Consider the following 22544-nt stretch of genomic DNA (forward strand, 5'->3'; position numbering starts at 1 on the left):
CCTGTTACAGCTTTCTGTACATCACGTGGAGGCCCACGTACCCCAGGACCGGGTGGAGGAACGCGTCCGGGATGGTGGCCAGCACCTCGAAGCCCATGGACCGCCAGGCAGCCACGGCACGGACATTGCTTTCCACGACAGCGTTGAACTGCATGGCGCGGAACCCGGCCGCCCGCGCCGCGTCCAGCGAATAAGCGCACAGGGCACGGGCCAGCCCTCTGCCGCCGTGCGCCGGGTGGACCATGTATCCGGCGTTGGCGACGTGGCTTCCGCCGCCGCCCTGGTTCGCGTGCAGCTCACCGGTGCCCAGGACGACGCCGTCGAGCGTCCCCCGGCCCACCGCGACGAAGGTCTGGCCGGGGGACTGCTTGAACCAGCGCTCGCGGGCCTGGGTCTCGGAGGTGAGCCGGTCCCAGGTGAAGGTCTCCCCGGCCCGAATGACCGGCTCCAGGATCTCCCAGACCGCGGTCCAGTCCTCCGCGGTGGCCTGCCTGATGTCCCAGCCGGTGGCGGCGGAACCGGGTGCGTCGCGTGTGCTCACAGCCGCCACGTTAGCAGCACCCCCCCCGGCCCGGCGGCCGGAGCTGCCTGCCGCCGGCGAACCCGAGGGACGTTCAGGAGTAGTGTTTTATCGAAACGCAGATCCGGCAAAGTAAACCGGCACGTTAACACGTCACGATACAAAACGGCCTGCCGGCACCGGTGGGCCGGCAGGATTTGGCCAGGAAAGGGGGGAAGGAGAATGTCGCTGATCCGCCGCGTTGCATTCCTCTCGCTGCATACCTCTCCGATGGAGCAGCCCGGCTCCGGTGATGCCGGAGGCATGAACGTATACATCCGCGCACTCGCCGCGGCCCTTGCCGAAACCGGCGTCGAGGTGGAAATCTTCACCCGGTCCACAGCTGCCGGGCAGGCCGCCGTCGAGCACCCCTCCCCCGGCGTCTGCGTCCACAACGTCGCGGCCGGCCCCGCCCGGAAGCTGCCCAAGGAGGAACTGCCCGAACTGTTGCACAGCATGGTGGCCGAAATCGACCGGATCCGGCAACTGCAGCCGCGCGGCCGTTACGACGTCATCCACTCCCACTACTGGGTTTCCGGAGTGGCCGGGCTCGAGCTCGCGGGCCTGTGGGGCCTGCCACTGGTGCATACCATGCACACCATGGCCAAGGTGAAGAACCTGCTGCTGGTCTCCGGAGAACAGCCGGAACCGCGGCGGCGCGAAGACGGCGAGCAGCGGATCGTCGACGGCGCCACCCGGCTGATCGCCAACACGGGCACCGAGGCCGCGGAACTGGTCTCGCATTACAACGCGGACAACGACCACATCGATGTGGCCCCGCCCGGCGTGGACCTGGACGTCTTCACACCGGCGTTCCGCACCCGGGACCGGGCCGCCCACGGAGTGCCGCCGGGCCGCTTCCACCTGCTGTTTGCGGGGCGGATCCAGCGGCTGAAAGGTCCGCAGGTCCTGATCAAGGCCGCGGCCCTGCTGCGCTCCCGACGCCCGGACATCGATCTTCAACTGACCATTGTCGGGGCGGTCAGCGGGTCCAAGGACTTCGACCTGAAGTCCCTGATCACGGCCGCCGGGATGGACGACGTCGTCACCCACCACCCGCCGGTCAGCGCCCCGAAACTGGCGGGCTGGTACCGGTCCGCGGACCTCGTGGTGATGCCTTCCTACAGCGAATCCTTCGGTCTCGTGGCCCTGGAAGCCCAGGCCTGCGGAACGCCGGTGGTCGCCACCAAGGTGGGCGGGCTGTCCCGCGCCATTTTTGACGGCCGGACCGGGTTGCTGGTCGAGGGCCACCGGGCCGCCGACTGGGCTGACGCCCTGGAAGCCCTGTACGACGACCCGGCGACCCGTGCGGACATGGGCCGTGCCGCGTCATTGCACGCGCAGGAATTTGGCTGGCAACGCACCGCCGCCATCACGCTGGAGAGCTACCACACCGCGTTGAGCCAGTACTTTGGAAACCTGACCATTCCGGCAGGCCACCTGCCGCCCGCCGGAACCATGGGCCGGTAACAGCGGTCCGAAACCACTGGCCGGCACACCCACCGACGCCACGAGCCGAAGGACAACGATGTCTGACACCACGAGTTCCGGAACTGCCGCACGGAGTGATCTGGAGATTGCGCAGCAAGCCACCATGGTGCCGATCGGGGAGATTGCCGAGGCGGCCGGGATCAACGCCGGCGCGCTGGACTTCCACGGCCGGTACAAGGCGAAAATTGACCCGGCCAGGCTCACGGGCCGGGAAGCAGGTGGCGTGGGCCATACTCCGGGCAAGGTGGTGCTGGTGACCGCGATGTCGCCCACTCCCGCGGGGGAAGGCAAATCCACCACCACGGTGGGGCTCGCGGACTCGCTGGCCCGCGCCGGTCACAAGGTGATGATCGCCCTGCGCGAGCCCTCGCTCGGACCGATCCTGGGCATGAAGGGCGGCGCCACGGGCGGCGGGTACTCCCAGGTGCTGCCGATGGACGAGATCAACCTGCACTTCACCGGCGATTTCCACGCCATCACCTCGGCGAACAACGCCCTCATGGCGCTGGTGGACAACCACATTTACCAGGGCAACGAACTGAACATCGACCCGCGCAGAATGACCTTCAAGCGCGTGCTGGATATGAACGACCGCGCCCTGCGTGAGGTGGTGATCGGCCTCGGCGGGCCCACCCAGGGCATTCCACGGCAGGACGGCTTCGACATCACCGTGGCTTCGGAGATCATGGCGGTCTTCTGCCTCGCCACGGACCTGGCGGACCTTCGGGAGCGGCTGGGCCGCATTACCTTCGGCTACACCTACGACCGGCGGCCGGTCACGGTGGCGGAGCTGGGGGTGCAGGGAGCCCTGACCCTGCTGCTCAAAGACGCCATCAAACCGAACCTGGTGCAGACCATCGCCGGCACCCCGGCTCTGGTCCACGGCGGCCCGTTTGCCAATATCGCGCACGGCTGCAACTCCTTGATCGCCACGCAGACCGCGCGCAGCCTCGCGGACATCGTCGTCACGGAGGCGGGTTTCGGCGCGGACCTCGGCGCGGAGAAGTACATGGACATCAAGTCGCGCGTCGCCGACGTCGCCCCGTCCGCCGTCGTGATCGTCGCGACTATCCGCGCCCTGAAGATGCACGGCGGCGTCGCCAAGGACCAGCTCAAGGTGCCGGACCTGGACGCGCTGGCTGCCGGCGTCATCAATCTTCAGCGCCATGTGCGGAATGTGGAAAAGTTCGGCATCGCGCCGGTGGTGGCGATCAACCAATTTGCCACCGATACGGATGAGGAGCTGGCGTGGCTGCTGCAGTGGTGCGCCGCGGAGGGCGTCCAGGCTGCTGTGGCCGACGTCTGGGGCCGGGGCGGAGGCGGCGACGGCGGCGACGAGCTCGCGGCCAAGGTCGCAGCGGCCATTGCTGCGCCGCACTCTTTCCGGCACCTCTACCCGCTGGACATGTCGGTAGAGGACAAGATCCGGATAATCGTCCAGGAAATCTACGGCGCCGACGGCGTGGAGTTCTCCGTTCCGGCACTCAAGCGGCTCGCGGAGATCGAGAAGAACGGCTGGTCCGGGTTCCCGGTCTGCATGGCCAAGACCCAATACTCTTTCAGCGACGACGCCACCAGGCTGGGCGCGCCGAAGGGGTTCACCATCCACGTCCGTGACCTCATTCCCAAGACCGGAGCCGGGTTCATCGTGGCCCTCACCGGGGCGGTCATGACCATGCCGGGACTGCCGAAGGTGCCGGCGGCGATGCGCATGGACGTTGACGCCGCCGGCAACCCGGTCGGTCTCTTCTGACCCGGTTGCGCTATCACTTTTGGCTGCCATTTCCGGTGAATAACCACCAGGAGTGATAGCGCAACGGGCCCCCTGTGGATAGCCGGAGCGGGGATCCTGCGTTCGGATAAGAATGGCGGGCATGCGCCCACCAGCTAACTTGCCGACTCACCTCGCCGCCGCTCCGTTCACCGTTTATGAGGCGCGGGCTGCCGCCCTGGGCAGTGCCCGGCTCCGCGCCTCCGATCTCGCGGGGGCCGGTCGGCTGCTCTATCTGCCGGCCGGCTGGGAGTTCGAACTCCGCGGGCTGGCCCGCGCCCTGTCAGCCGCGACCCCGGGCGGCTGGGTATCGCACCTCACGGCCGCCAGGTTGCTGGGGCTGTGGCTCCCGGCCCGCTACCGCGACTGCCGGGACCTGCATCTGAGCAAGCCCAAGGCGCTGCCACCCGTCCGACGGGAAGGCGTGGTCGGGCACACCGTCCTGGTGTTTGAGGATGAACTTATGGTCTGGGACGGAACCCGCATCTCAACGCCCGCCCGGACATGGCTGGATCTCGCCCGCATCCTGCCCCTGCCGGACCTCGTGGCGGTCGGCGACCAATTGGTGCGCCGGCCCCGCACGGGACTGGAGGGCCGATCCGAGCCGTGGGCGGCACTTCCCCAGCTGACGGCGATGCTCACCCGGCACCCGAAACTCAAGGGCATTGTCAGGGCGCGGCAGGCAGTGGAGCTCATCCGGCCGGGCTCCGACTCCGCGCCGGAGACGTTCCTGCGCCTGGCGTTGAGCGCTGCCGGTCTGCCGGAACCGGAGCTGCAGCTCCGGATCGTGCCGGGCGACCCCTTTTCCCCCGCTGCTGATCTCGGCTACCGGAGGCATAAGGTCGCCATCCAGTACGACGGCGGCCACCACCGAACGCGCGAACAACAGTCCCGCGACAATCGCCGCGACGAATCCTTCAACGCGGCCGGGTGGCGTTATTTCAAGTTCAACGCCGACGATCTGGCAGAGGACTTCCGCGGCGCTTGCCGACGGGTCCGGTTCGCCCTCCACAACCGTTAAACGCCGGTTGCCCTATCACTTGAGGCGGTCAAACCGAGGGTTTGAGCACCGGAAGTGATAGGGCAACCGGAGGAAGGGGAGGGCTTGTTAGCGCTCCAGGTCGCCGCGGATGAAAGCCTCAACCTTTTCGCGGGCGAGGTCATCGTTGAACTGCTCCGGCGGGGACTTCATGAAGTAGCTCGACGCGGAGAGCAGCGGGCCGCCGATACCGCGGTCCAGGCCGATCTTGGCGGCGCGGATGGCGTCGATGATCACACCGGCGGAGTTGGGCGAGTCCCAGACCTCCAGCTTGTATTCCAGCGACACCGGGGCGTCGCCGAAGTTGCGGCCCTCGAGGCGCACGAAGGCCCATTTGCGGTCGTCGAGCCACTGGACGTAGTCCGACGGGCCGATGTGGACGTCGCGCGGCGCGAGGTCGGCTTCCACGTTGGACGTGACGGCCTGCGTCTTGGAGATCTTCTTGGATTCGAGGCGGTCGCGCTCCAGCATGTTCTTAAAGTCCATGTTGCCGCCGACGTTCAGCTGGTAGGTGCGGTCCAGGGTGACGCCGCGGTCCTCGAACAGCTTGGCCATGACGCGGTGCGTGATGGTGGCACCGATCTGGCTCTTGATGTCATCGCCCACGATCGGGACACCGGCGGCGGTGAACTTGTCCGCCCAGGCTTTGGTGCCGGCGATGAAGACCGGCAGGGCGTTGACGAAGCCAACGCCGGCGTCGATCGCGCACTGGGCGTAGAACTCGGCGGCTTCCTGCGACCCGACGGGCAGGTAGCACACCATCACGTCGACATTGGCGTCCTTGAGGGCCTGGACGACGTCGACCGGCTCCTCCGTGGACTGCTCAATCGTCTCGAGGTAGTACTTGCCGAGTCCGTCGAGGGTGGGGCCGCGCTGGACGGTGACACCGGTCGGCGGGACGTCGGCGATCTTGATGGTGTTGTTTTCGCTGGCCAGGATGGCCTCGGACAGATCCAGGCCCACCTTCTTGCCGTCAACGTCGAACGCGGCAACGAACTGAACGTCATTGACGTGGTACTTGCCGAACTCCACGTGCATCAGCCCCGGGATCGTTGCGGCGGGGTCGGCATTGCGGTAGTACTCAACGCCCTGGACCAGCGAGGTGGCGCAGTTACCTACGCCGACGATTGCAACACGAATCGGATGTGAAGACACGGAACTCCTTTGAGAACAACTTCATGTGCCCGGCGCGGAAGCACTCTTGATGCACGACGGCGGCAGCGGGCACGGCGCCATACGGCACCCTTAGCATTGTAGTCAACGGCGCGGCGGCCCAAGTTGTTCCCGGCCGCCGCACCGTTTGTATGACTGCAGGCTGCCCGGAGGCGACGCTGGCTACTTCTGGGCCCACAGATTGATGTCGGACTCGACGGCGAACTCGTCGATCGCCGTCAGCTCCGCGGGGGTGAAGTCCAGGTTCTCAACAGCCGACAGGGTGTCTTCGAGCTGCCGGACGCTGGACGCGCCGACGAGCGCGGACGTCACGGAGGAGCCCTTGCCCTGTTCGCGCAGGATCCAGGCGATCGCCATCTGCGCGAGGGTCTGGCCGCGGCCCTCGGCGATCTTCTGCAGGCCACGCACCCGGTCCAGCTTGTCGTCTGTGATGGTGCCCTCATCCAGGGATTTCGCTTGAGCGGCGCGGGAATCGGCGGGAATCCCGTTCAAGTAGCGGTCGGTGAGCATGCCCTGGGCGAGCGGCGAAAACGCGATCGACCCGGCCCCTGCCTGCTCCAGCGCCTCGTACAGGTTGGGGCTGCCGTTTTCGGTCCAGCGGTTCAGCATGGAGTAGCTCGGCTGGTGGATCAGCAGCGGGGTGCCGAGTTCCTTGAGGATCCGGGCGGCCTCGAGGGTCTGCTCCGGCGTGTACGAGGAGATGCCCGCGTACAAGGCTTTCCCGGAGCGGACGGCCTGGTCCAGGGCGCCCATGGTCTCTTCCATCGGCGTCTCCGGATCGGGCCGGTGGCTGTAGAAAATATCGACGTAGTCCAGGCCCATGCGGTCCAGGGACTGGTCCAGGCTCGCGAGCAGGTATTTTCGGGATCCCCACTCACCGAACGGGCCCGGCCACATGTTGTAGCCGGCTTTGGTGGAGATGATCAGCTCGTCCCGGTAGGGCGCGAAGTCGTCCCTGAGGTGGCGGCCGAAGTTGGTTTCGGCCGAACCGGCGGCCGGGCCGTAGTTGTTGGCGAGGTCAAAGTGGTTGACGCCAAGGTCGAAGGCCCGGCGCAGGATGGCGCGCTGGATTTCGAAGGGCTTGTCGTCGCCGAAGTTATGCCACAGGCCCAGTGAGATGGCGGGGAGCTTCAGCCCGCTGCGGCCGACGCGGCGGTACGGCATGGAGTCATAACGGGTTTCTGCTGCAACATACGTCATCAGTTCTGTCCTGTCCTATTTCGAGATGATGGCGGCACTGTGTCCGGGCAGGTCGAGCTGGCCGTCTGAGAGGCACGCGGCGTCGTCGGTGGCCAGTGCGATCGAGGATCCGGCGACGGCGAGCCGCCGCGGTTCCACGAAGAAGTTCATGGCGACCTCCACGCTGCCGCGGCGCAGGCGAAGCCAGCCGTCGGTCTCGCTGAAGGCAACCGCGGTGTCCTCGAAGCCGAGGCCGGCGAGTTCCGGCGTCGAGCGCCGGAGCGCGATCAGGTTCCGGTACAACGTCAGCAGGCGGGCGTGGTCGCCGTCGGCGGCTTCAGCCCAGTTGAGCTTGGAGCGGGTGAACGTCTCCGGGTCCTGCGGGTCGGGCACGACGGCCGGGTCCCAGCCCATCCGCTCGAACTCCTTGATCCGGCCCTCCGCGGTGGCCTTGCCGAGTTCCGGTTCCGGGTGCGAGGTAAAGAACTGCCAGGGCGTGGTGGCACCGTATTCTTCCCCCATGAACAGCATGGGGGTGAAGGGTGAGCTCAGGGTCGCGACGGCGGCCAGCGCCAGCTGCCCGTAGCCCAGTGTCTGGGACAACCGGTCGCCGGTGGCCCGGTTGCCGATCTGGTCGTGGTTCTGGTTGCAGACCACCAGCGCTGCCGGGTGGACCACGCCGGTGTTGATGGGCCGGCCGTGGTGCCGGCCGCGGAAGCTGGAATAGCTGCCGTCGTGGAAGAACCCGTCCACCAGGACCTTGGCCAAAGCCTCCAGGGATTCGAAGTCGGCGTAGTAGCCCTCGGCCTCGCCGCTGACGTTGACGTGGACCGCGTGGTGGAAGTCATCGCTCCACTGCCCGGCCAGGCCGTAGCCGTTGACGTCCCGCGGGTACAGCAGCCGCGGATCGTTAAGATCCGACTCGGCGATCATGGTGGCGGGCCGTCCGGTTTCTGCCGCGACAGTGTCCGCGAGGGCACCGAATTCCTCCAGCAGGTGGACCGCCCGTTCGTCCTTGAAGGCGTGCACGGCGTCGAGCCGAAGCCCGTCCACGTGGTAGTCCCGCAGCCACATGGCGGCGTTCTCAAGGACGTAGGCACGCACGACGTCGGATCCGGCGCCGTCGAGGTTCACCGAGTCACCCCAGGTGTTGCCCTCCCCCGACTTCAGGTACGGACCGAAGCGCGGAAGATAGTTGCCGCTGGGCCCCAGGTGGTTGTAAACCACGTCCTGGATGACGCCCAGCCCGGCAGCATGGGCGGCATCCACGAAGCGCTGGTAGGCGGCCGGGCCGCCGTAGCCCTCGTGCACGGCGTACCAGAGGACACCGTCGTAGCCCCAGTTATGGGTGCCGTTGAAACCGTTGACCGGCAGCAGCTCCACGAAGTCGACGCCGAGGTCCACCAGGTAGTCGAGTTTCCCGGCCGCAGCATCCAGCGTGCCTTCAGGGGTGAAGGTGCCGATGTGCAGCTCGTAGATCACGGCGCCCTGCAGCGCCCGGCCCTGCCAGGCCCCGTCCGCCCACTCGTGGCTGCCGGCGTCGAAGGTCCGGGAGAGCGAATGGACGCCGTCGGGCTGCCGCCGTGACCGGGGATCCGGCAGCGGTGTGGTGTCCCCGTCCAGCAGGTAGCCATAATCCACCTCGCCCGCGGCCGGGGCATCCAACGCCGTCCACCAGCCGCTCCCCTCTGAGCCGCCGACGGCACCGCTGACTGCCCGCGGCGTCATCGGGTACTGCTGGCCGCCGGCGAGCAGTGTCACGGCGCCGGCCTCCGGCGCCCAGAGGTCGAAGCGTGCATTTGGATTGGCAGGCAAGGTCATTGACAACTTTCCGTTCGCGTTCGGTGGTTCAATCAGCGCTTTGCCGGGACGAGCAAGGCAACCGGGTAGCTGCCAAAAACCTCGGCGAGCAGCACGGGACCCGGCCCGAAGGTGGCGCCTGTCAGTTCATCGGTCATGGCATCGGCCAGGTCGATGGCGGCATCCCGCCAGCCGCCCTGCTGCTCCAGACCGCGGGGCAGCCGGGTAGCCAGCGTCACAGCGCCGGCCCCTGCTGCGCTGCCCCGGTCGAAGCCGACCAGGTGTCCGGCCGCCGCCCCGGTGGCCGTGAGGGCGCGGTAGCCCGTGAACAGCTCGGGCCGGTCCCGCCGCAGACGCAGGGCCCGCGAAGTGACGAGGAGTTTTGCCGTCTCATCCCGGTACGACGCCGGACGCTCACCGGCGTCGAGCGCTGCCAGGGCCGCGCGCCGCGCACCGTAGTCGAACGGGCGCCGGTTGTCCGGATCGGTCAGCGAGCGGTCCCAGAATTCGGTGCCCTGGTACACGTCCGGCACCCCGGGCATGGTGAGCTGCACCAGCTTGGCGCTGAGGGAGTTAACCGCCCCGTACGGGGATAAGAGCTCCGCCAGGGATTCCAGTTCCGCCCTGACCTCAGGGTTGTCGAAGGCCGCGTCAACTGCGGCCGCCACCTTCTCCTCAAAGGCGGCGTCCGGGTCCAGCCAGTCGGTGGAGTTGCCGGCCTCACGGGCAGCCTTCTGCGCGTACGACTGCAGCCGTTCCCGGCCGGCAGGCCAGGCGCCGGCGATGGCCTGCCACAGCAGGTTGGCCAGCGGCCCGTCGGGCAGCGGCGCGAGTTCCTGCAGCCGGGCCAGCGCGGCCTGCCATTCCGGCGCCAGCTCCGCGAGCACAGAAATCCGGGCCCGGGTGTCCTCGCTGCGTTTGGTGTCGTGCGTGCTCAGCGTGGTCATGGACAGCGGGATGGTTGCCTGGCGGCGCGTCATCCGGCGGTGGAATTCCTCCGTCGACACCGAGAACTCGGTCGGGTCGGCCCCGACCTCCGTCAGGGTGCCGAGCCGGGTGTAGCGGAAGAAGGCGGTGTCCTCGACGCCCTTGGCCATCACCATGCCGGAGGTCTGCTGGAAGCGGCGTCCCAGTTCGGCACCGGCGTCCAGGAGCAGGGGCTGCAGGAGCCCGACGGCGTCCGCCAATTCGGGACGCCGGCGGACTGCGAGTCCGCAGGCCTCCTGCAGAACCTCCGCGCCCTCGGGGAGGTAGCTGCGGTAAACCGGGAACGCGGCGATGATCTCCGAAAGGGCATCGGCGGCACGTTCTGCGCCGAGACCCGTCCCGGCGGGCACCAGGCGGGCCAGCCGCTGCATCTCCGAATGCAGGATGCCGTCAGTGATCCGGCGCTTGGTGCCGCGGATCATGTCATCGTAATCCGCGACGACTCCGCCGCGCAGCTCCGTGTCGAGCGCATCGAGCGGTTCCTGCCCGGCGGGATCGACGAAGAGCCGGTCCACGTCCGCGAGGGCGTCATAACCGGTGGTTCCCTCGCAGTCGAAGCTGGACGGAAGCTCCTCCCCCGGCTCGAGGATCTTCTCGATCAGCAGGTAGCTGCCGCCGGTGACCTCGCGGAGCCGGTGCAGGTAGCCTTCCGGGTCGGCAAGGCCGTCCGGGTGGTCGATGCGGAGTCCGTCGACGAGGCCCTCGCTGAACCAGCGCACGATTTCGGCGTGGGCTTCGTCGAAGACCTCCGGGAGTTCGACCCGGATGCCGGCCAGGCTGTTGACGGCGAAGAACCGGCGGTAGTTCAGGTCGTTGTCGGCCCGGCGCCAGCCGACCAGCTCGTAGTGCTGCCGGTCGTGGACCTCGCGCGGATCATCACCTGCGGTATAGGTGCCCGCGGCCAGCGGGAAACGGTGGTCGTAGTACCGCAGCTCCCCGTCCTTGATTTCCAGGGCGGCGACGTCGGAGTCCTCCCCCAGGACAGGGATCCGGACCCTGCCGGCACCGAAGTCCCAGTCGACGTCGAACGCGGCAGCGTAGCGGGACTGCTGTCCCTCTTCGAGCAGGGACCACCACCACGGGTTCTGTACCGGCGTCGCCACGCCGACGTGGTTGGGCACGATGTCAACGAGCACACCCATGCCGGCGTCGTGGGCCGCCTTCGCGGCGGCGGCGAGGCCCTCCGCGCCGCCCCGGTCGGGGTCGATCGCGGAGGGGTCGGTGACGTCATAGCCGTGGTCCGATCCCTTTTCCGCGGTAAGGATCGGCGAGAGGTAGATCCAGTCCACGCCGAGTGATTTCAAGTACGGCACCGTCTCGGCAGCGTCCTGGAGGGTGAAGCCGGGCCGGATCTGCAGCCGGTAGGTGGAGACAGGCGTCCTCATTCGGCGGCTTCTTTCGCGGCGACGGTTGCGGCGGCCTCCTCCTGGGATTCCGCCATCTCCTCAAAGGCTTCCTCGTGCTCGGCCATGGAGGCCAGCGAAGCGGCAGCGGAGTAGTCAACCTCGATCTCGGGGCCGGAGTGGGCCCGCAGTACCACCATCGACTTGGCGGCCAGCTTGACCACCGAACCCGCCTTCAGCGGATTCTCGGTGTCAGCCTGGTCCGCGGTGTCCACCAGCACGTCCCAGAACCGGGAGTACTCGTCGGCCGGCAGGGCAAAGTCCACGTCGTCGTCGTGGGCGTTGAAGCACAGCAGGAAGCTGTCGTCGGTGATCCGGCGTCCGCGGGAGTCCTGCTCCTGGATGCCGTCTCCGTTGTAGAACACGCCGATGGTCCGGCCGAAGCCGCTGTCCCAGTCCTCCGGGAGCATTTCGGCGCCGTCCGTCTTGAGCCAGACGATGTCCGGCAGCTTCTCGCCCTCACCACGGCGCACGGGGCGGCCGTCGAAGAAGCGGCTGCGCCGGAACGTCGGGTGGTCGTGGCGGATCTTGGTGACCACGGCGGTGAATTCAACCAGCGGCTGATCCATCGCTTCCCAGTGGATCCAGCTCAGTTCCGAATCCTGGCAGTAGGTGTTGTTGTTGCCCTGCTGGGTGCGGCCCAGCTCGTCGCCGTGCAGCAGCATCGGCACGCCCTGCGAGAGCAGCAAAGTGGCGATGAAGTTGCGCTGCTGGCGGGCGCGGAGGGTCAGGACCTCGTCGTTGTCCGTGTCCCCCTCTTCGCCGCAGTTCCAGGAGCGGTTGTGGGATTCGCCGTCGTTGTTGCCTTCGCCGTTGGCGTCGTTGTGCTTCTCGTTGTAGGAAACGAGGTCGCGCATGGTGAAGCCGTCGTGGGCGGTGACGAAGTTGATCGAGGCCACCGGGCGCCGGGCGGAGCTTTCGTACAGGTCAGCCGAGCCGGTCAGGCGGGACGCGAATTCGCCCAGGGTGGAGGCCTCGCCGCGCCAGAAATCACGGACGGTGTCGCGGTACTTGCCGTTCCATTCGGTCCACTGCGGCGGGAAGTTGCCCACCTGGTAGCCGCCCGGGCCGATGTCCCATGGCTCGGCGATGAGCTTGACCTGGGAAACAATCGGGTCCTGCTGGATGAGTTCGAAGAACGTGGACAACTTGTCGACGTCGTAAAACTCGCGGGCGAGGGTGGAGGCGAGGTCGAAGCGGAAACCGTCGACGTGCATTTCCGTCACCCAGTAGCGCAGGGAATCCATCAGCAGCTGGAGGGAGTGCGGGTGCCGGACGTTGAGCGAGTTTCCGGTTCCGGTGTAATCCATGTAGTGCTTCTGGTCGTCGTCCACCAGCCGGTAGTACGCCTGGTTGTCGATACCCTTGAAGGACAGCGTGGGGCCGAGGTGGTTGCCCTCCGCGGTGTGGTTGTAGACCACGTCCAGGATCACCTCGATGCCGGCCCGGTGCAGGTCGCGGACCATGGCCTTGAATTCCTGGACCTGGTGCCCGACGTCGCCGGAGGAGCTGTAGGTGTTCTGCGGCGCGAAGAAGCCAATGGTGTTGTAGCCCCAGTAGTTGTTGAGGCCCTTCTCCTCGAGCGTGCCGTCGTTGACGAACTGGTGCACCGGCATGAGTTCGATCGCGGTGACGCCGAGCTTCTTCAGGTGATCAATGACTGCCGGGTACGCGACGCCGGCGTAGGTGCCGCGCTGCTCCTCGGGGATCTCGGGGTGGAGCTCGGTCAGGCCCTTGACGTGCGCCTCGTAGATGACCGACTGGTGGTACGGGATGCGCAGCTGGCGGTCGCCGTCCCACTCGAAGAAGGGGTTGATGACCACGCCGTGCATGGTGTGCGGCGCCGAATCGGCGTCGTTACGGGAGTCGGGGTCGCCGAATTCGTAGGTGAAAAGCGCGGGATCCCAGTCAATCTGCCCCTGTACTGCCTTGGCGTAGGGGTCCATGAGGAGCTTGTTCGGGTTGAAGCGATTGCCGTTTTCGGGTTCGTACGGGCCATGGACACGGTAGCCGTACTTTTGCCCGGGCTGGACGTGCGGCAGGTAGCAGTGCCACACATAACCGTCCACTTCGGTCAGCTCGATCCGGGTTTCCGTCAGGTCGTCGGCGAGGATGCACAGCTCCACCCGCTCGGCGCGTTCGCTGAACAGCGCAAAATTGGTGCCGGTGCCGTCAAAGGTGGCTCCCAGCGGGTAAGCCGTTCCGGGCCAGACTTCCATGTGTACTCCTCGTGCGTGGCGATATTTCTCTAGACAGACTACTGGTAAGTAGGATTACTACTTACCTCGGCGCACTGGGGTGCGGCATTGTTACAGCGTTTTCATGACCTCCCCAACGGATGCGGCGACATCCGACGCCGTCACCGGGCCGCCGCCGGAAGCGTGGCTTCCAGCGCGGCCGTGGACGCTGGCGGCCAGGGCGGCGATGCCGGCCCACCGCTCGGCCGCAGGGATGCCCAGGGCGGCGAATGCGCCGGAGCTGCCGGCCAGTTGTGCCAGCAGGGACCCAAGCACACCCGCAAGGACGTCGCCGCTGCCCGCCGTGGCCAGCCAAGGGGTCGCCTCGGCCTGGCTGAAGACGGAGCCGGACGGCGCAGCGACCAGGGTGGCGGCACCTTTGAGCAGCACGGTCGCGCCGGTCAGGGCGCTGGCTTGCCGGGCGGCCGGGAGGGTGGCGTCCTCCACCTCGGCGCGGCCGGGTCCGGCGCCGTACCGGGCCAGCACGGCGGCAAGTTCGCCTGCGTGCGGGGTGAGTACGAAGTGCGGTGCCAGGTCCAGGGGCAGGGCCGGCAGCGCCCCGGCGTCGGCGACCACGGGCAGGCCGGTGGCGGCCGCCTCGCGGACCCGCTCCAGCTGGTCGCCGGCCTGGTCGTCCAGGCCCGGTCCCAGCAGCCAGGCCTGCACATGCGCATCAGCGACGCTGCCGGAACTGCACACCACTTCCGGGCAGGACTGCCGGACCAGGTCCGCCACCGCCGGCGGCCCGAAGTACCGGACCATGCCTGCCCCGGACGCCAGCGCACCACGGCAAGCCAGGACCGCGGCGCCGGGATAGCGCTGGGAACCGGCCACGACGCCCAGGACGCCGCGGGAGTACTTGTGCGCGCGCCTCTCGGGATGGGGCAGCAACGCCGCCAGGTCTCCGGCCTCCAGCCGGCGCACCGCCGGCACCGGCAACGCGGTCTCGATGCCGATGGGAACGACGTGGACACGGCCGGCGAAGTCGGCCCCGGGATCGGCCAGCAGGCCGGCCTTGGCGGCCCCGAACGTGACAGTCAGCTCTGCGCGGAGCACGGGGGCGTGGGCTGCTCCGGTATCGGCGTCCACGCCGCTGGGGACGTCGCAGGCTACCACCAGCCCGGACCGGGACTGCGCCAGCGCCTCGATCAGCGCCGCGGCAGGGCCCCGGAGTCCGCCCTGCGCGCCGGTGCCCAGCACGGCGTCCAGGACAACGCCGGACCTCGCGGCGTCAGCCGCCGCGGCAGCGGCGTTCTCCGCCCTCAGGCGTATCACCCGGCCTCCCGCCGCGGTGAAGGCTGCAAGTCCTTCCGGGTGGGCATCCCCGGCAGTGAGGACCGCCGTCGTCCGCATGCCGCGGCGGGCCAGCATCGCGGCGGCGAAAAGCCCGTCCCCGCCGTTGTTGCCTTTGCCTGCGAGCACGGTGACGCTGCCGCCGTTAAGGCGCCTGCCGCGGGCCCGGAGTTCGCGGACCACCGCGTTGGCCAGCCCGTAGGCGGCCCGCTGCATGAGAGCAGCGCCCAACCCGTCGTCCAGAAAGCGCTGCTCAGCCGCTCGTATCTGGGTTCCGGTGTAGGCGCTGATCATCGTTTCAATCCATTCGCGGTGCTGTCGCTGCGGAAAGTGAAGCTCTGGGCAGGGTCGCTGTCAGCCCTCGGCAATGACTGTCGCTGTAGCGATGCCGCCGTCGTGGCTCATCGACAGGTGCCAGCGTTTGACGCCTTTCGACGCCGCCACGGCCAGCACCGTGCCTTTGACCTGAACGGTGGGACCGTTTTGGTCCAGTCCGATCCAGCAGTCCTGCCAGTTCATGCCCGCCGGCGCGCCCAGGACTTTTGCCACGGCCTCCTTGGCCGCGAACCGGGCAGCCAGGGACCGGGTGTTCAATTCGCGCTCTGCGGGGACGAACAACCTGTCCCGCAGCCCGGGGGTGCGCTCCAGCTGCCGGCCGAACCGTTCAATGTCTACGACGTCTACTCCAATGCCAACAATCATGGCGCTATTCTACGGTCACGCTCTTGGCGAGGTTGCGCGGCTGGTCCACGTCATAACCCTTCGCGGAGGCCAGGGCCAGCGCGAAGATCTGCAGCGGAACCGTGCTGAGCAGCGGCGCAAGCAGGGTGGGGGTCTCCGGGATGTAGAAGACGTACTCGGCGTAGGCCTTGACCGCCTCGTCGCCTTCCTCCGCGATCACAATCGTCTTGGCGCCGCGCGCCCGGACTTCCTGGATGTTGGAGACGACCTTGGCGTGCAGCGAGTCGCGGCCGCGGGGCGAGGGAACCACCACAAACACCGGCTGGCCTTCCTCGATCAGCGCAATGGGGCCGTGCTTGAGTTCACCGGCAGCGAATCCCTCTGCGTGGATGTAGGCGAGCTCTTTGAGTTTGAGCGCCCCCTCCATGGCCACCGGGAAGCCGACGTGGCGGCCCAGGAACAACACGGACTTGGCCTGGGCCATGGACTGGCCGAGCTCCTTGATCTGCGCCTCGTTGTCCAGGATCTGCTGGATCTTGGCGGGGATCTTGTGCAGGTCCGCGAGGATGTCCTTAATCTCGCCCTGGAACTTGTTGCCGCGCAGCTGGGCCAGGTAGAGGCCCAGGAGGTAGGCGGCGGTGATCTGCGCCAGGAAAGCCTTGGTGGAGGCGACGGCGATTTCCGGCCCGGCGTGGGTGTACAGCACGGCGTCGGATTCGCGCGGGATGGTCGATCCGTTGGTGTTGCAGATGGACACTGTCTTGGCCCCCTGCTCCTTGGCGTAGCGGACTGCCATCAGGGTGTCCATGGTCTCGCCGGACTGGGAGATGGAAACGATGAGGGTGTTTTCGTCCACGATCGGGTCGCGGTAACGGAACTCATGGGAGAGCTCCACCTCGGTGGGAATCCGGCACCAGTGCTCAAGGGCGTACTTGGCCACCTGTCCGGCGTAAGCGGAGGTTCCGCAGGCCAGGACGATGATCTTATTGACGCTCTTCAGCAGCTCCGGATCAATCCTCAGCTCGTCCAGGGTCAGCTTGCCGTCAATGTCCGAGCGGCCCAGCAAGGTCTGCAGCACTGCGTCGGGCTGGTCATGGATTTCCTTCTCCATAAAGGAGGGGAAGCCGCCCTTTTCCGCGGCGGCCGGATCCCAGTTGACGTGGTATTCCTTGCCTTCGGCCGGGGCACCGTAGAAATCAGTGATTTCCACGGTGTCGGCGGTGATGGTGACGATCTGGTCCTGGCCGAGTTCGACGGCGCGGCGCGTGTAGTCGATGAAGCCGGAGACATCGGAGCCGAGGAAGTTCTCGCCGTCGCCGAGGCCCACAACGAGCGGGGAGTTGCGGCGGGCCGCCACGACAACGTCCGGCTGGTCTGCGTGCACGGCGAGGAGCGTGAAGGCGCCTTCGAGTCGCTGGCAGGCCAGCTGCATGGCTTTGGTGAGGCCGCCCTTGGCCGGGTCGCCTTGGAGCTGGTTCCGGTAGATGTCGCCCAGTAGCGCGGCGGCGACTTCGGTGTCAGTCTCGGAGAGGAATGTGACGCCCTTGCGCACCAGCTCCAGTTTGAGCTCGGCGAAGTTTTCAATGATGCCGTTGTGGATCAGAGCCAGCGCGCCTTCGTCGGCCAGGTGCGGGTGGGCGTTATGGTCCGTCGGTCCGCCGTGGGTGGCCCAGCGGGTGTGACCAATGCCGGTGAAGGACTCGGGCAGCGGGTTGGCTTCGAGTTCGGCAATCAGGTTGTTCAGTTTGCCCGACTTCTTACGGGACGAGATGGTGCCGTCGGCGACGACGGCGATACCGGCGGAGTCGTAGCCCCGGTACTCCAACCGCCGCAGCCCTTCAAGGACGACGTCCAAGGCATTGTGTCCAGCATTTACCCGGCCAGCGGAGTGGCCTACATATCCAACGATTCCACACATGGCCCCAAGCCTAGCGGGTTTCCTACACAGCCGACGGAGGATGAGCGTGCGCCACGCGCCTGCCCAGCCCGTGCCGGGCGGGTGTCGGGGCCCTCATTTCGCTCTCGGCCCGCCGGAGGGCAGAATCTCTATGGTGACTTTGCAACGCAATGAAGCGAACGGCGACGGTGCCTCCCCGTTCGTGGAGCTGGACCGGCAGACCTGGTCCCGGCTCGCTGCCCAGATGGAGCAGCCCCTTAACCAGGAGGATGTGCTGCGTCTCCGCGGCCTCGGCGATCCGTTGGACATGAAGGAAATCCGCGAGGTCTACCTTCCGCTGTCACGGCTGCTGCACCTGTACGTCGAGGCTGCCGGCCAGCTTCACGCGGCCACCACCACCTTCCTGGGCGAGCAGACCCAGCGCACGCCGTTCGTGATTGGCGTCGCCGGCTCGGTGGCTGTGGGCAAGTCCACCATCGCCCGCGTGCTCCGCGAGATGCTCCGCCGCTGGCCGGGCACCCCCAATGTTGAGCTCATCACCACAGACGGCTTCCTCTACCCGCTGGCGGAACTGAAGCGGCGTCAGTTGCTGGAACGCAAGGGATTCCCCGAATCCTATGACCGCCGGGCGCTGCTCCGCTTTGTGAGCGAGATCAAAGGCGGCGCCGAGGAAGTCCGGGCGCCATGGTACTCCCATGTGACGTACGACATTGTCCCCGGCAAGGAAGTGGTGGTGCGCCGCCCCGATGTGCTGATCGTCGAGGGACTGAACGTCCTGGCCCCGGCCCGGCCTCGGCAGGACGGACGGCAGGGCCTGGCTTTGAGTGACTTCTTCGATTTTTCGATCTATGTTGATGCCAAAACGTCTTACATAGAGGAGTGGTACGTGGACCGCTTCCGCAAGCTCCGGACCACCGCGTTTGCGCAGCCCGAGTCGTATTTCCACCGGTATGCCACGCTCTCGGACGCGGAGGCGGAGCAGACGGCCCGCGAGATTTGGAAACGCATCAACGAACCGAACCTGGAGGAGAACGTACTGCCAACCCGCGGCCGTGCGCAGCTGGTCTTGACCAAGGATGGCGACCATTCCATCCGCCGCATGCTGTTGCGCAAGGTGTAGCACGCGTGTGCCAGAACGACTCCGGGGGGCGTCGGCTTCCGCCGGAAAGCACCCCTGGCACACTGGGCAGGCGGGCCTTGACCCGCCTGCTGCTGGCTGGAACGTCCCTCGCAGCCGTGAGCGCCTGCACCCCGGAAGGCTCCAGGCCTGCGTTGTCCGCCCCGGCGCCGTTGCCAACGCCGGCCCAGGGAAGCACTACGGCTTCGTCGGCCGCCACCCCGTCCGCTGCGCCGGTGCCGGCCAGTCCTGCCGCATCGGCACCGGCAACGGGTCCGCCGTCGTCCGCCGCAACACCGCCTGCCCGGCACTCGCTCACCGATCCGGCGAGCCCATGGGTGGTGGTGAACAAGCACCGGCCGCTCACCCCGGCCACGTTTGTTCCGGCCGACCTGGTCCGGCCGAGCGTGCGTCTGGCCACCTCCGGGGAAGCCGCGCAGCTGAACAGCACGACGGCCGCGGCCGCGGAGGCGATGTTCGCCGCGGCCGCGGCCGCCGGCGTCGTTCTGACCCTCGCAAGCGGCTACCGTTCCTACACCACCCAGATCGCGACCTACAACAACTGGGTGGCCACGGAGGGCCGGGCCGCCGCGGACACGGCCTCAGCACGGCCCGGCTACTCGGAGCACCAGACGGGCTGGTCCTTCGACATCGGTGACGGCAGCGGCCGGGACAGTTTCACCCCGGCGTTCGCCAACCAGCCGGCAGCGGTCTGGGCGAAGGCCAACGCGCATCTGTTCGGCTTCATTGTGCGCTACCCGTGGATGTTCCACGAGATCACCGGCTATTACTACGAGCCCTGGCACTTGCGCTACGTGGGCGTGGAGGCCGCGGCGGAGATGCGCGGGCGCGGCGTGGCAACCCTTGAGGAGTACTTGGGCCTCGAAGCCGCGCCGGGCTACCCCTAGCGCCGCATCCCACGTTCCAGGTTGGTGCCAAGGGCGGCTCCTGTCCCCGGCGATTCGGGCAGTCCGCCCGGGTGGGTTAGTTTTGAGCATATGTTGACAGGATTTAAGAACTTCATTCTCAAAGGCAACGTGGTGGACCTTGCCGTCGCAGTCATCATTGGTGCCGCTTTCGGCGCCGTTGTCACGGCACTGGTCCAGAGCGTTTTCATGCCGTTCATCGCGGGCCTGACCGGCGCACCCAATTTCGACAGCTTTGCCGTCGTTACCCTGAACGGCAACGACATCAAGTTCGGCGTGCTGTTGACCGCGATCGTGAATTTCCTCCTGATCGCGGCCGCCATCTACTTCGTCGTCGTCGTGCCCATGAACCACATGATCGAGCGGCGCAACCGCCGGCTCGGCATAACTGCGGGCGTGAAGGAAGAGGCCGCGGAGGATCCGCAGATCGCCTTGCTCACCGAAATCAGGGACGCTCTCCGCTCGCAGCGAACTCTGTAGGCGTTCCGCGCACCGCCGGCGTCTTAGGGGCTGGAAGCCCGTCTTTCGCTCCCGGGGAGGCCATCCCGGTAAGCCGGGGAACTGCAGCCAGGAGGGTCAGTGGGATAAGGCCCACCAGTACCGGGGATGCCAGGACCATGGCGGGAGCCAGCAGCAGCGGCCACTGCTTGCGCGCACCAACCAGCACCAGAACCACCGCCAGCAGGCAACGCAACAGGAAGCTTACCCGGGTATCCGGAGTGCCATCCCTGTGATCGACCAGAAACTGCAGCCAGGCCTGCCATGCCGCCGGATCCAACGCGTAGAAGACGAGGACGGCCAGCGCGAAGCCGCCTACGCCCTGGCCGAGTAGGCGCCACTCGCCGCGCACCGCGAACCAGAGAAGGCCGACGCCCGCCGTGACTTTCGTCAGGATGGGAAAGGCCCACATGGCCGGCTTATGCAGACCCACAACAGCCGCCGCGGCCAGCAGTATGTAAATGTTTCCGACCACGATCTCAGGGAGGCAGAGCATAAAAGCGGGGACCGACCAGCGGCGCTGCAATGGCTTGAGAAGCCAGCAGAGGACCGCCGCTTCGAGGCAGATCCACAAGGCGAGAAAGAGGTGCCAAGGGAGCAAGGCCACGGGCCTCAACACCGTTACGAACGCGGGCGAGTACAGGTACGCGTCCCTTTCGCCAGGAGCCCTTCCGTAGACAAGTTCTCCCTGGGCTGCGAGCCAGTACGCGTGGGCGTCCTGTCCCAGTGCATCAGTGAGGACAGCCGCTTTGAGCGACATGTACGCCAATAGCAACCCCAGGGGCCAGATGAGGACAAGCGCCAGCTTCATAAACAGCGGGTACTTTGACGCGAAGTCAGGCCAGCTGCGTGGCAAACCGTCGATGACGTGTGCTCGCGTGCGTGAAAGTTTCCCCATCCCCAGATAGTGCCATGCTGCGGCCCCGCCGGCTTTGAAGCACCGCCTGCGGCCTCAGCGTGGCTTAGTCCGAGACGAGTGCGAGGGCCAGTTCCGTGCGGACTACCAGCGCAAGTTCCTCGGCGACAGCCTGGGCCGTTACTTGATCGGCTGCTTCCACCATGACCCGCACCACCTGTTCGGTTCCGGAGGGACGCAACAGGACCCGGCCGGTGTCGCCGAGTTGAGCTTCGGCGAGGGCCACCGCCGCCGCTACGACGTCGTCACCCTTCACCCGGGTGCGGTCCACGCCCCGGACGTTGATGAGGACCTGCGGAAGTTTTGTCATCACCGCGGCCAGGTCCTTCAGCGAACGGCCCGTGAGCGCCACCTGCGCTGCCAGTTGCAGGCCGGTAAGGACACCGTCGCCGGTGGTGGCGTGGTCGGCGAAGATGACATGCCCGGACTGTTCGCCGCCGAGGTTGAAACCGCCCTCGCGCATCCCTTCCAGGACGTACCGGTCCCCCACGCCCGTCTCGCGTAGGTTGATTCCGGCTTCGCGCAGGGCAATCTTGAGTCCGAGGTTGCTCATCACCGTCGCCACGAGGACATCGTCCTTGAGTTTGCCGGATGCTTTCAGCGCCACCGCGAGGATGGCCATGATTTCATCGCCGTCCACCTCGGAACCCTCGTGGTCCACGGCCAGGCAGCGGTCCGCGTCCCCGTCGTGCGCGATGCCGAGGTCTGCACCGTGTTCCAGGACCGCATGCTTCAAGGGACCCAGGTGGGTCGATCCGACGCCGTCGTTGATATTGAGGCCGTCCGGTTCGGCGCCGATGACGATGACCTCGGCGCCGGCGTCCTTGAATACCTGGGGCGAACAGCCGCTGGCGGCGCCGTGGGCGCAGTCCAGCACCACTTTGATCCCGTCCAGGCGGTGCGGGAGGGTGCCGAGCAGGTGGACGATGTAGCGGTCCTCCGCGTCGGAGAAGCGCTGGATCCGGCCCACCTCGCCACCGACCGGGCGGAAGGGCTCCTTGCTCATTTGTTGCTCGATCGCATCTTCGACGGCGTCGGGGAGTTTCTGGCCGCCGCGGGCGAAGAACTTGATGCCGTTGTCCGGCGCGGGGTTGTGCGAGGCGGAGATCATCACGCCGAAGTCCGCGTCCAGGTCGGCCACGAGATAGGCCGCAGCCGGAGTGGGCAGGACGCCGGCGTCATAGACGTCGATTCCGGAGCTGGACAGCCCTGCTTCCACGGCAGCCGCAATGAATTCGCCGCTGGCGCGGGGGTCGCGGGCCACCACGGCGCGCGGCCGGGTTCCGTTTATGTTGCGGGCATGGCCAAGAACGACTGCGGCGGCCTGGGCCAGCTGCATCGCCAACTCGGCCGTCAGCAGGCCGTTTGCCAAACCCCGGACACCATCTGTTCCAAATAATCTAGACATCGGCTCAAGTTTAGACGATGGGGCGGGCGACTCAGCCCCCGGGGCGCCCGACGGGCACCGTGGCGCCGCCGGAAAATGAATCTTTACTGGCTAAAACAACAAAAGCCCGCCCCGCCACAAGGGGCGGAACGGGCTTTCGAAAGCGGGATGAGCGCTTGGGGATCCGAGC

At 67.1% G+C, this 22544-nt stretch carries 17 protein-coding genes; 6 read left to right on the forward strand and 11 right to left on the reverse strand.

Features of this window, described 5'->3' with window-relative positions; all coding sequences use genetic code 11:
• Positions 1-4: 4 nt before the first annotated feature.
• Positions 5-541, reverse strand: coding sequence for a GNAT family N-acetyltransferase (locus VUN84_13610; GenBank protein ID XAS63325.1), 537 nt, complete (start codon positions 539-541; stop codon positions 5-7).
• 201 nt (positions 542-742) lie between these two features.
• Here VUN84_13610 and mshA point away from each other — a divergent pair, with 201 nt between their 5' ends.
• The 3 genes from mshA to VUN84_13625 all read left to right on the forward strand — a co-directional run bounded on the left by mshA (position 743) and on the right by VUN84_13625 (position 4842).
• On the forward strand, positions 743-2029 hold the full coding sequence (mshA, locus tag VUN84_13615) for a D-inositol-3-phosphate glycosyltransferase (GenBank protein XAS63326.1): 1287 nt from the start codon (positions 743-745) through the stop codon (positions 2027-2029).
• A gap of 58 nt (positions 2030-2087) precedes the next feature.
• Positions 2088-3803, forward strand: coding sequence for a formate--tetrahydrofolate ligase (locus VUN84_13620; GenBank protein XAS63327.1), 1716 nt, complete (start codon positions 2088-2090; stop codon positions 3801-3803).
• 121 nt (positions 3804-3924) lie between these two features.
• Complete coding sequence (locus VUN84_13625; protein ID XAS63328.1) at positions 3925-4842, forward strand: DUF559 domain-containing protein; 918 nt, start codon at positions 3925-3927, stop codon at positions 4840-4842.
• An 87-nt stretch (positions 4843-4929) separates the two neighbouring features.
• Here the strand turns inward: VUN84_13625 and VUN84_13630 are convergent, their stop codons facing one another.
• The 8 genes from VUN84_13630 to glmS form a co-directional block, all read right to left on the reverse strand.
• A complete protein-coding gene (locus tag VUN84_13630; GenBank protein ID XAS63329.1) occupies positions 4930-6015 on the reverse strand; it encodes an inositol-3-phosphate synthase in 1086 nt (361 codons plus the stop codon).
• Positions 6016-6195: 180 nt separating this feature from the next.
• Positions 6196-7233, reverse strand: coding sequence for an L-glyceraldehyde 3-phosphate reductase (gene mgrA / locus VUN84_13635; protein ID XAS63330.1), 1038 nt, complete (start codon positions 7231-7233; stop codon positions 6196-6198).
• 15 nt (positions 7234-7248) lie between these two features.
• A complete protein-coding gene (gene treZ / locus VUN84_13640) occupies positions 7249-9033 on the reverse strand; it encodes a malto-oligosyltrehalose trehalohydrolase (GenBank protein XAS63331.1) in 1785 nt (594 codons plus the stop codon).
• A gap of 32 nt (positions 9034-9065) precedes the next feature.
• Complete coding sequence (gene treY, locus VUN84_13645) at positions 9066-11384, reverse strand: malto-oligosyltrehalose synthase (protein ID XAS63332.1); 2319 nt, start codon at positions 11382-11384, stop codon at positions 9066-9068.
• Entirely contained in the window at positions 11381-13621 is a 2241-nt protein-coding gene (glgX, locus tag VUN84_13650; GenBank protein ID XAS63333.1) for a glycogen debranching protein GlgX, read from the reverse strand. The genes treY and glgX overlap by 4 nt, the downstream gene beginning before the upstream one ends.
• 90 nt (positions 13622-13711) lie before the next feature.
• Positions 13712-15226, reverse strand: coding sequence for an NAD(P)H-hydrate epimerase (locus VUN84_13655; protein ID XAS63334.1), 1515 nt, complete (start codon positions 15224-15226; stop codon positions 13712-13714).
• A gap of 60 nt (positions 15227-15286) precedes the next feature.
• Positions 15287-15634 carry a holo-ACP synthase gene (locus tag VUN84_13660; protein ID XAS63335.1) on the reverse strand — a complete coding sequence of 116 codons (348 nt, stop codon included), beginning with the start codon at positions 15632-15634 and terminating at the stop codon, positions 15287-15289.
• 4 nt (positions 15635-15638) lie between these two features.
• Positions 15639-17531 (reverse strand): glutamine--fructose-6-phosphate transaminase (isomerizing), encoded by a 1893-nt coding sequence (gene glmS, locus VUN84_13665; GenBank protein XAS63336.1) that lies wholly within the window; start codon positions 17529-17531, stop codon positions 15639-15641.
• A gap of 130 nt (positions 17532-17661) precedes the next feature.
• Here glmS and coaA point away from each other — a divergent pair, with 130 nt between their 5' ends.
• The 3 genes from coaA to mscL all read left to right on the forward strand — a co-directional run bounded on the left by coaA (position 17662) and on the right by mscL (position 20033).
• A complete protein-coding gene (coaA, locus tag VUN84_13670) occupies positions 17662-18630 on the forward strand; it encodes a type I pantothenate kinase (GenBank protein XAS63337.1) in 969 nt (322 codons plus the stop codon).
• A gap of 77 nt (positions 18631-18707) precedes the next feature.
• Positions 18708-19535 (forward strand): M15 family metallopeptidase, encoded by an 828-nt coding sequence (locus VUN84_13675; protein XAS63338.1) that lies wholly within the window; start codon positions 18708-18710, stop codon positions 19533-19535.
• 90 nt (positions 19536-19625) lie between these two features.
• On the forward strand, positions 19626-20033 hold the full coding sequence (gene mscL, locus VUN84_13680; GenBank protein ID XAS63339.1) for a large conductance mechanosensitive channel protein MscL: 408 nt from the start codon (positions 19626-19628) through the stop codon (positions 20031-20033).
• Here the strand turns inward: mscL and VUN84_13685 are convergent.
• Positions 19999-20949, reverse strand: coding sequence for a glycosyltransferase family 87 protein (locus tag VUN84_13685; protein ID XAS63340.1), 951 nt, complete (start codon positions 20947-20949; stop codon positions 19999-20001). The two genes, mscL and VUN84_13685, sit on opposite strands and share 35 nt — an antisense overlap.
• 64 nt (positions 20950-21013) lie before the next feature.
• A complete protein-coding gene (gene glmM, locus VUN84_13690) occupies positions 21014-22375 on the reverse strand; it encodes a phosphoglucosamine mutase (protein ID XAS63341.1) in 1362 nt (453 codons plus the stop codon).
• Positions 22376-22544 lie beyond the last annotated feature (169 nt).

This window comes from Micrococcaceae bacterium Sec5.8, assembly GCA_039636775.1.
In the GTDB taxonomy this organism is placed as follows: Bacteria; Actinomycetota; Actinomycetes; order Actinomycetales; family Micrococcaceae; genus Arthrobacter.

Excerpts from the sequence above, each read along its gene's own strand:
- VUN84_13655 (XAS63334.1), bottom strand. The coding sequence starts at position 15,226 with ATGATCAGCGCCTACACCGGAACCCAGATACGAGCGGCTGAGCAGCGC.
- mscL (XAS63339.1), top strand. The coding sequence starts at position 19,626 with ATGTTGACAGGATTTAAGAACTTCATTCTCAAAGGCAACGTGGTGGAC.
- VUN84_13685 (XAS63340.1), bottom strand. The coding sequence starts at position 20,949 with ATGGGGAAACTTTCACGCACGCGAGCACACGTCATCGACGGTTTGCCA.
- mshA (XAS63326.1), top strand. The coding sequence starts at position 743 with ATGTCGCTGATCCGCCGCGTTGCATTCCTCTCGCTGCATACCTCTCCG.
- glmM (XAS63341.1), bottom strand. The coding sequence starts at position 22,375 with ATGTCTAGATTATTTGGAACAGATGGTGTCCGGGGTTTGGCAAACGGC.
- glgX (XAS63333.1), bottom strand. The coding sequence starts at position 13,621 with ATGGAAGTCTGGCCCGGAACGGCTTACCCGCTGGGAGCCACCTTTGAC.
- mgrA (XAS63330.1), bottom strand. The coding sequence starts at position 7,233 with ATGACGTATGTTGCAGCAGAAACCCGTTATGACTCCATGCCGTACCGC.
- VUN84_13625 (XAS63328.1), top strand. The coding sequence starts at position 3,925 with ATGCGCCCACCAGCTAACTTGCCGACTCACCTCGCCGCCGCTCCGTTC.
- treZ (XAS63331.1), bottom strand. The coding sequence starts at position 9,033 with ATGACCTTGCCTGCCAATCCAAATGCACGCTTCGACCTCTGGGCGCCG.
- treY (XAS63332.1), bottom strand. The coding sequence starts at position 11,384 with ATGAGGACGCCTGTCTCCACCTACCGGCTGCAGATCCGGCCCGGCTTC.
- VUN84_13660 (XAS63335.1), bottom strand. The coding sequence starts at position 15,634 with ATGATTGTTGGCATTGGAGTAGACGTCGTAGACATTGAACGGTTCGGC.
- VUN84_13620 (XAS63327.1), top strand. The coding sequence starts at position 2,088 with ATGTCTGACACCACGAGTTCCGGAACTGCCGCACGGAGTGATCTGGAG.
- coaA (XAS63337.1), top strand. The coding sequence starts at position 17,662 with ATGGTGACTTTGCAACGCAATGAAGCGAACGGCGACGGTGCCTCCCCG.
- glmS (XAS63336.1), bottom strand. The coding sequence starts at position 17,531 with ATGTGTGGAATCGTTGGATATGTAGGCCACTCCGCTGGCCGGGTAAAT.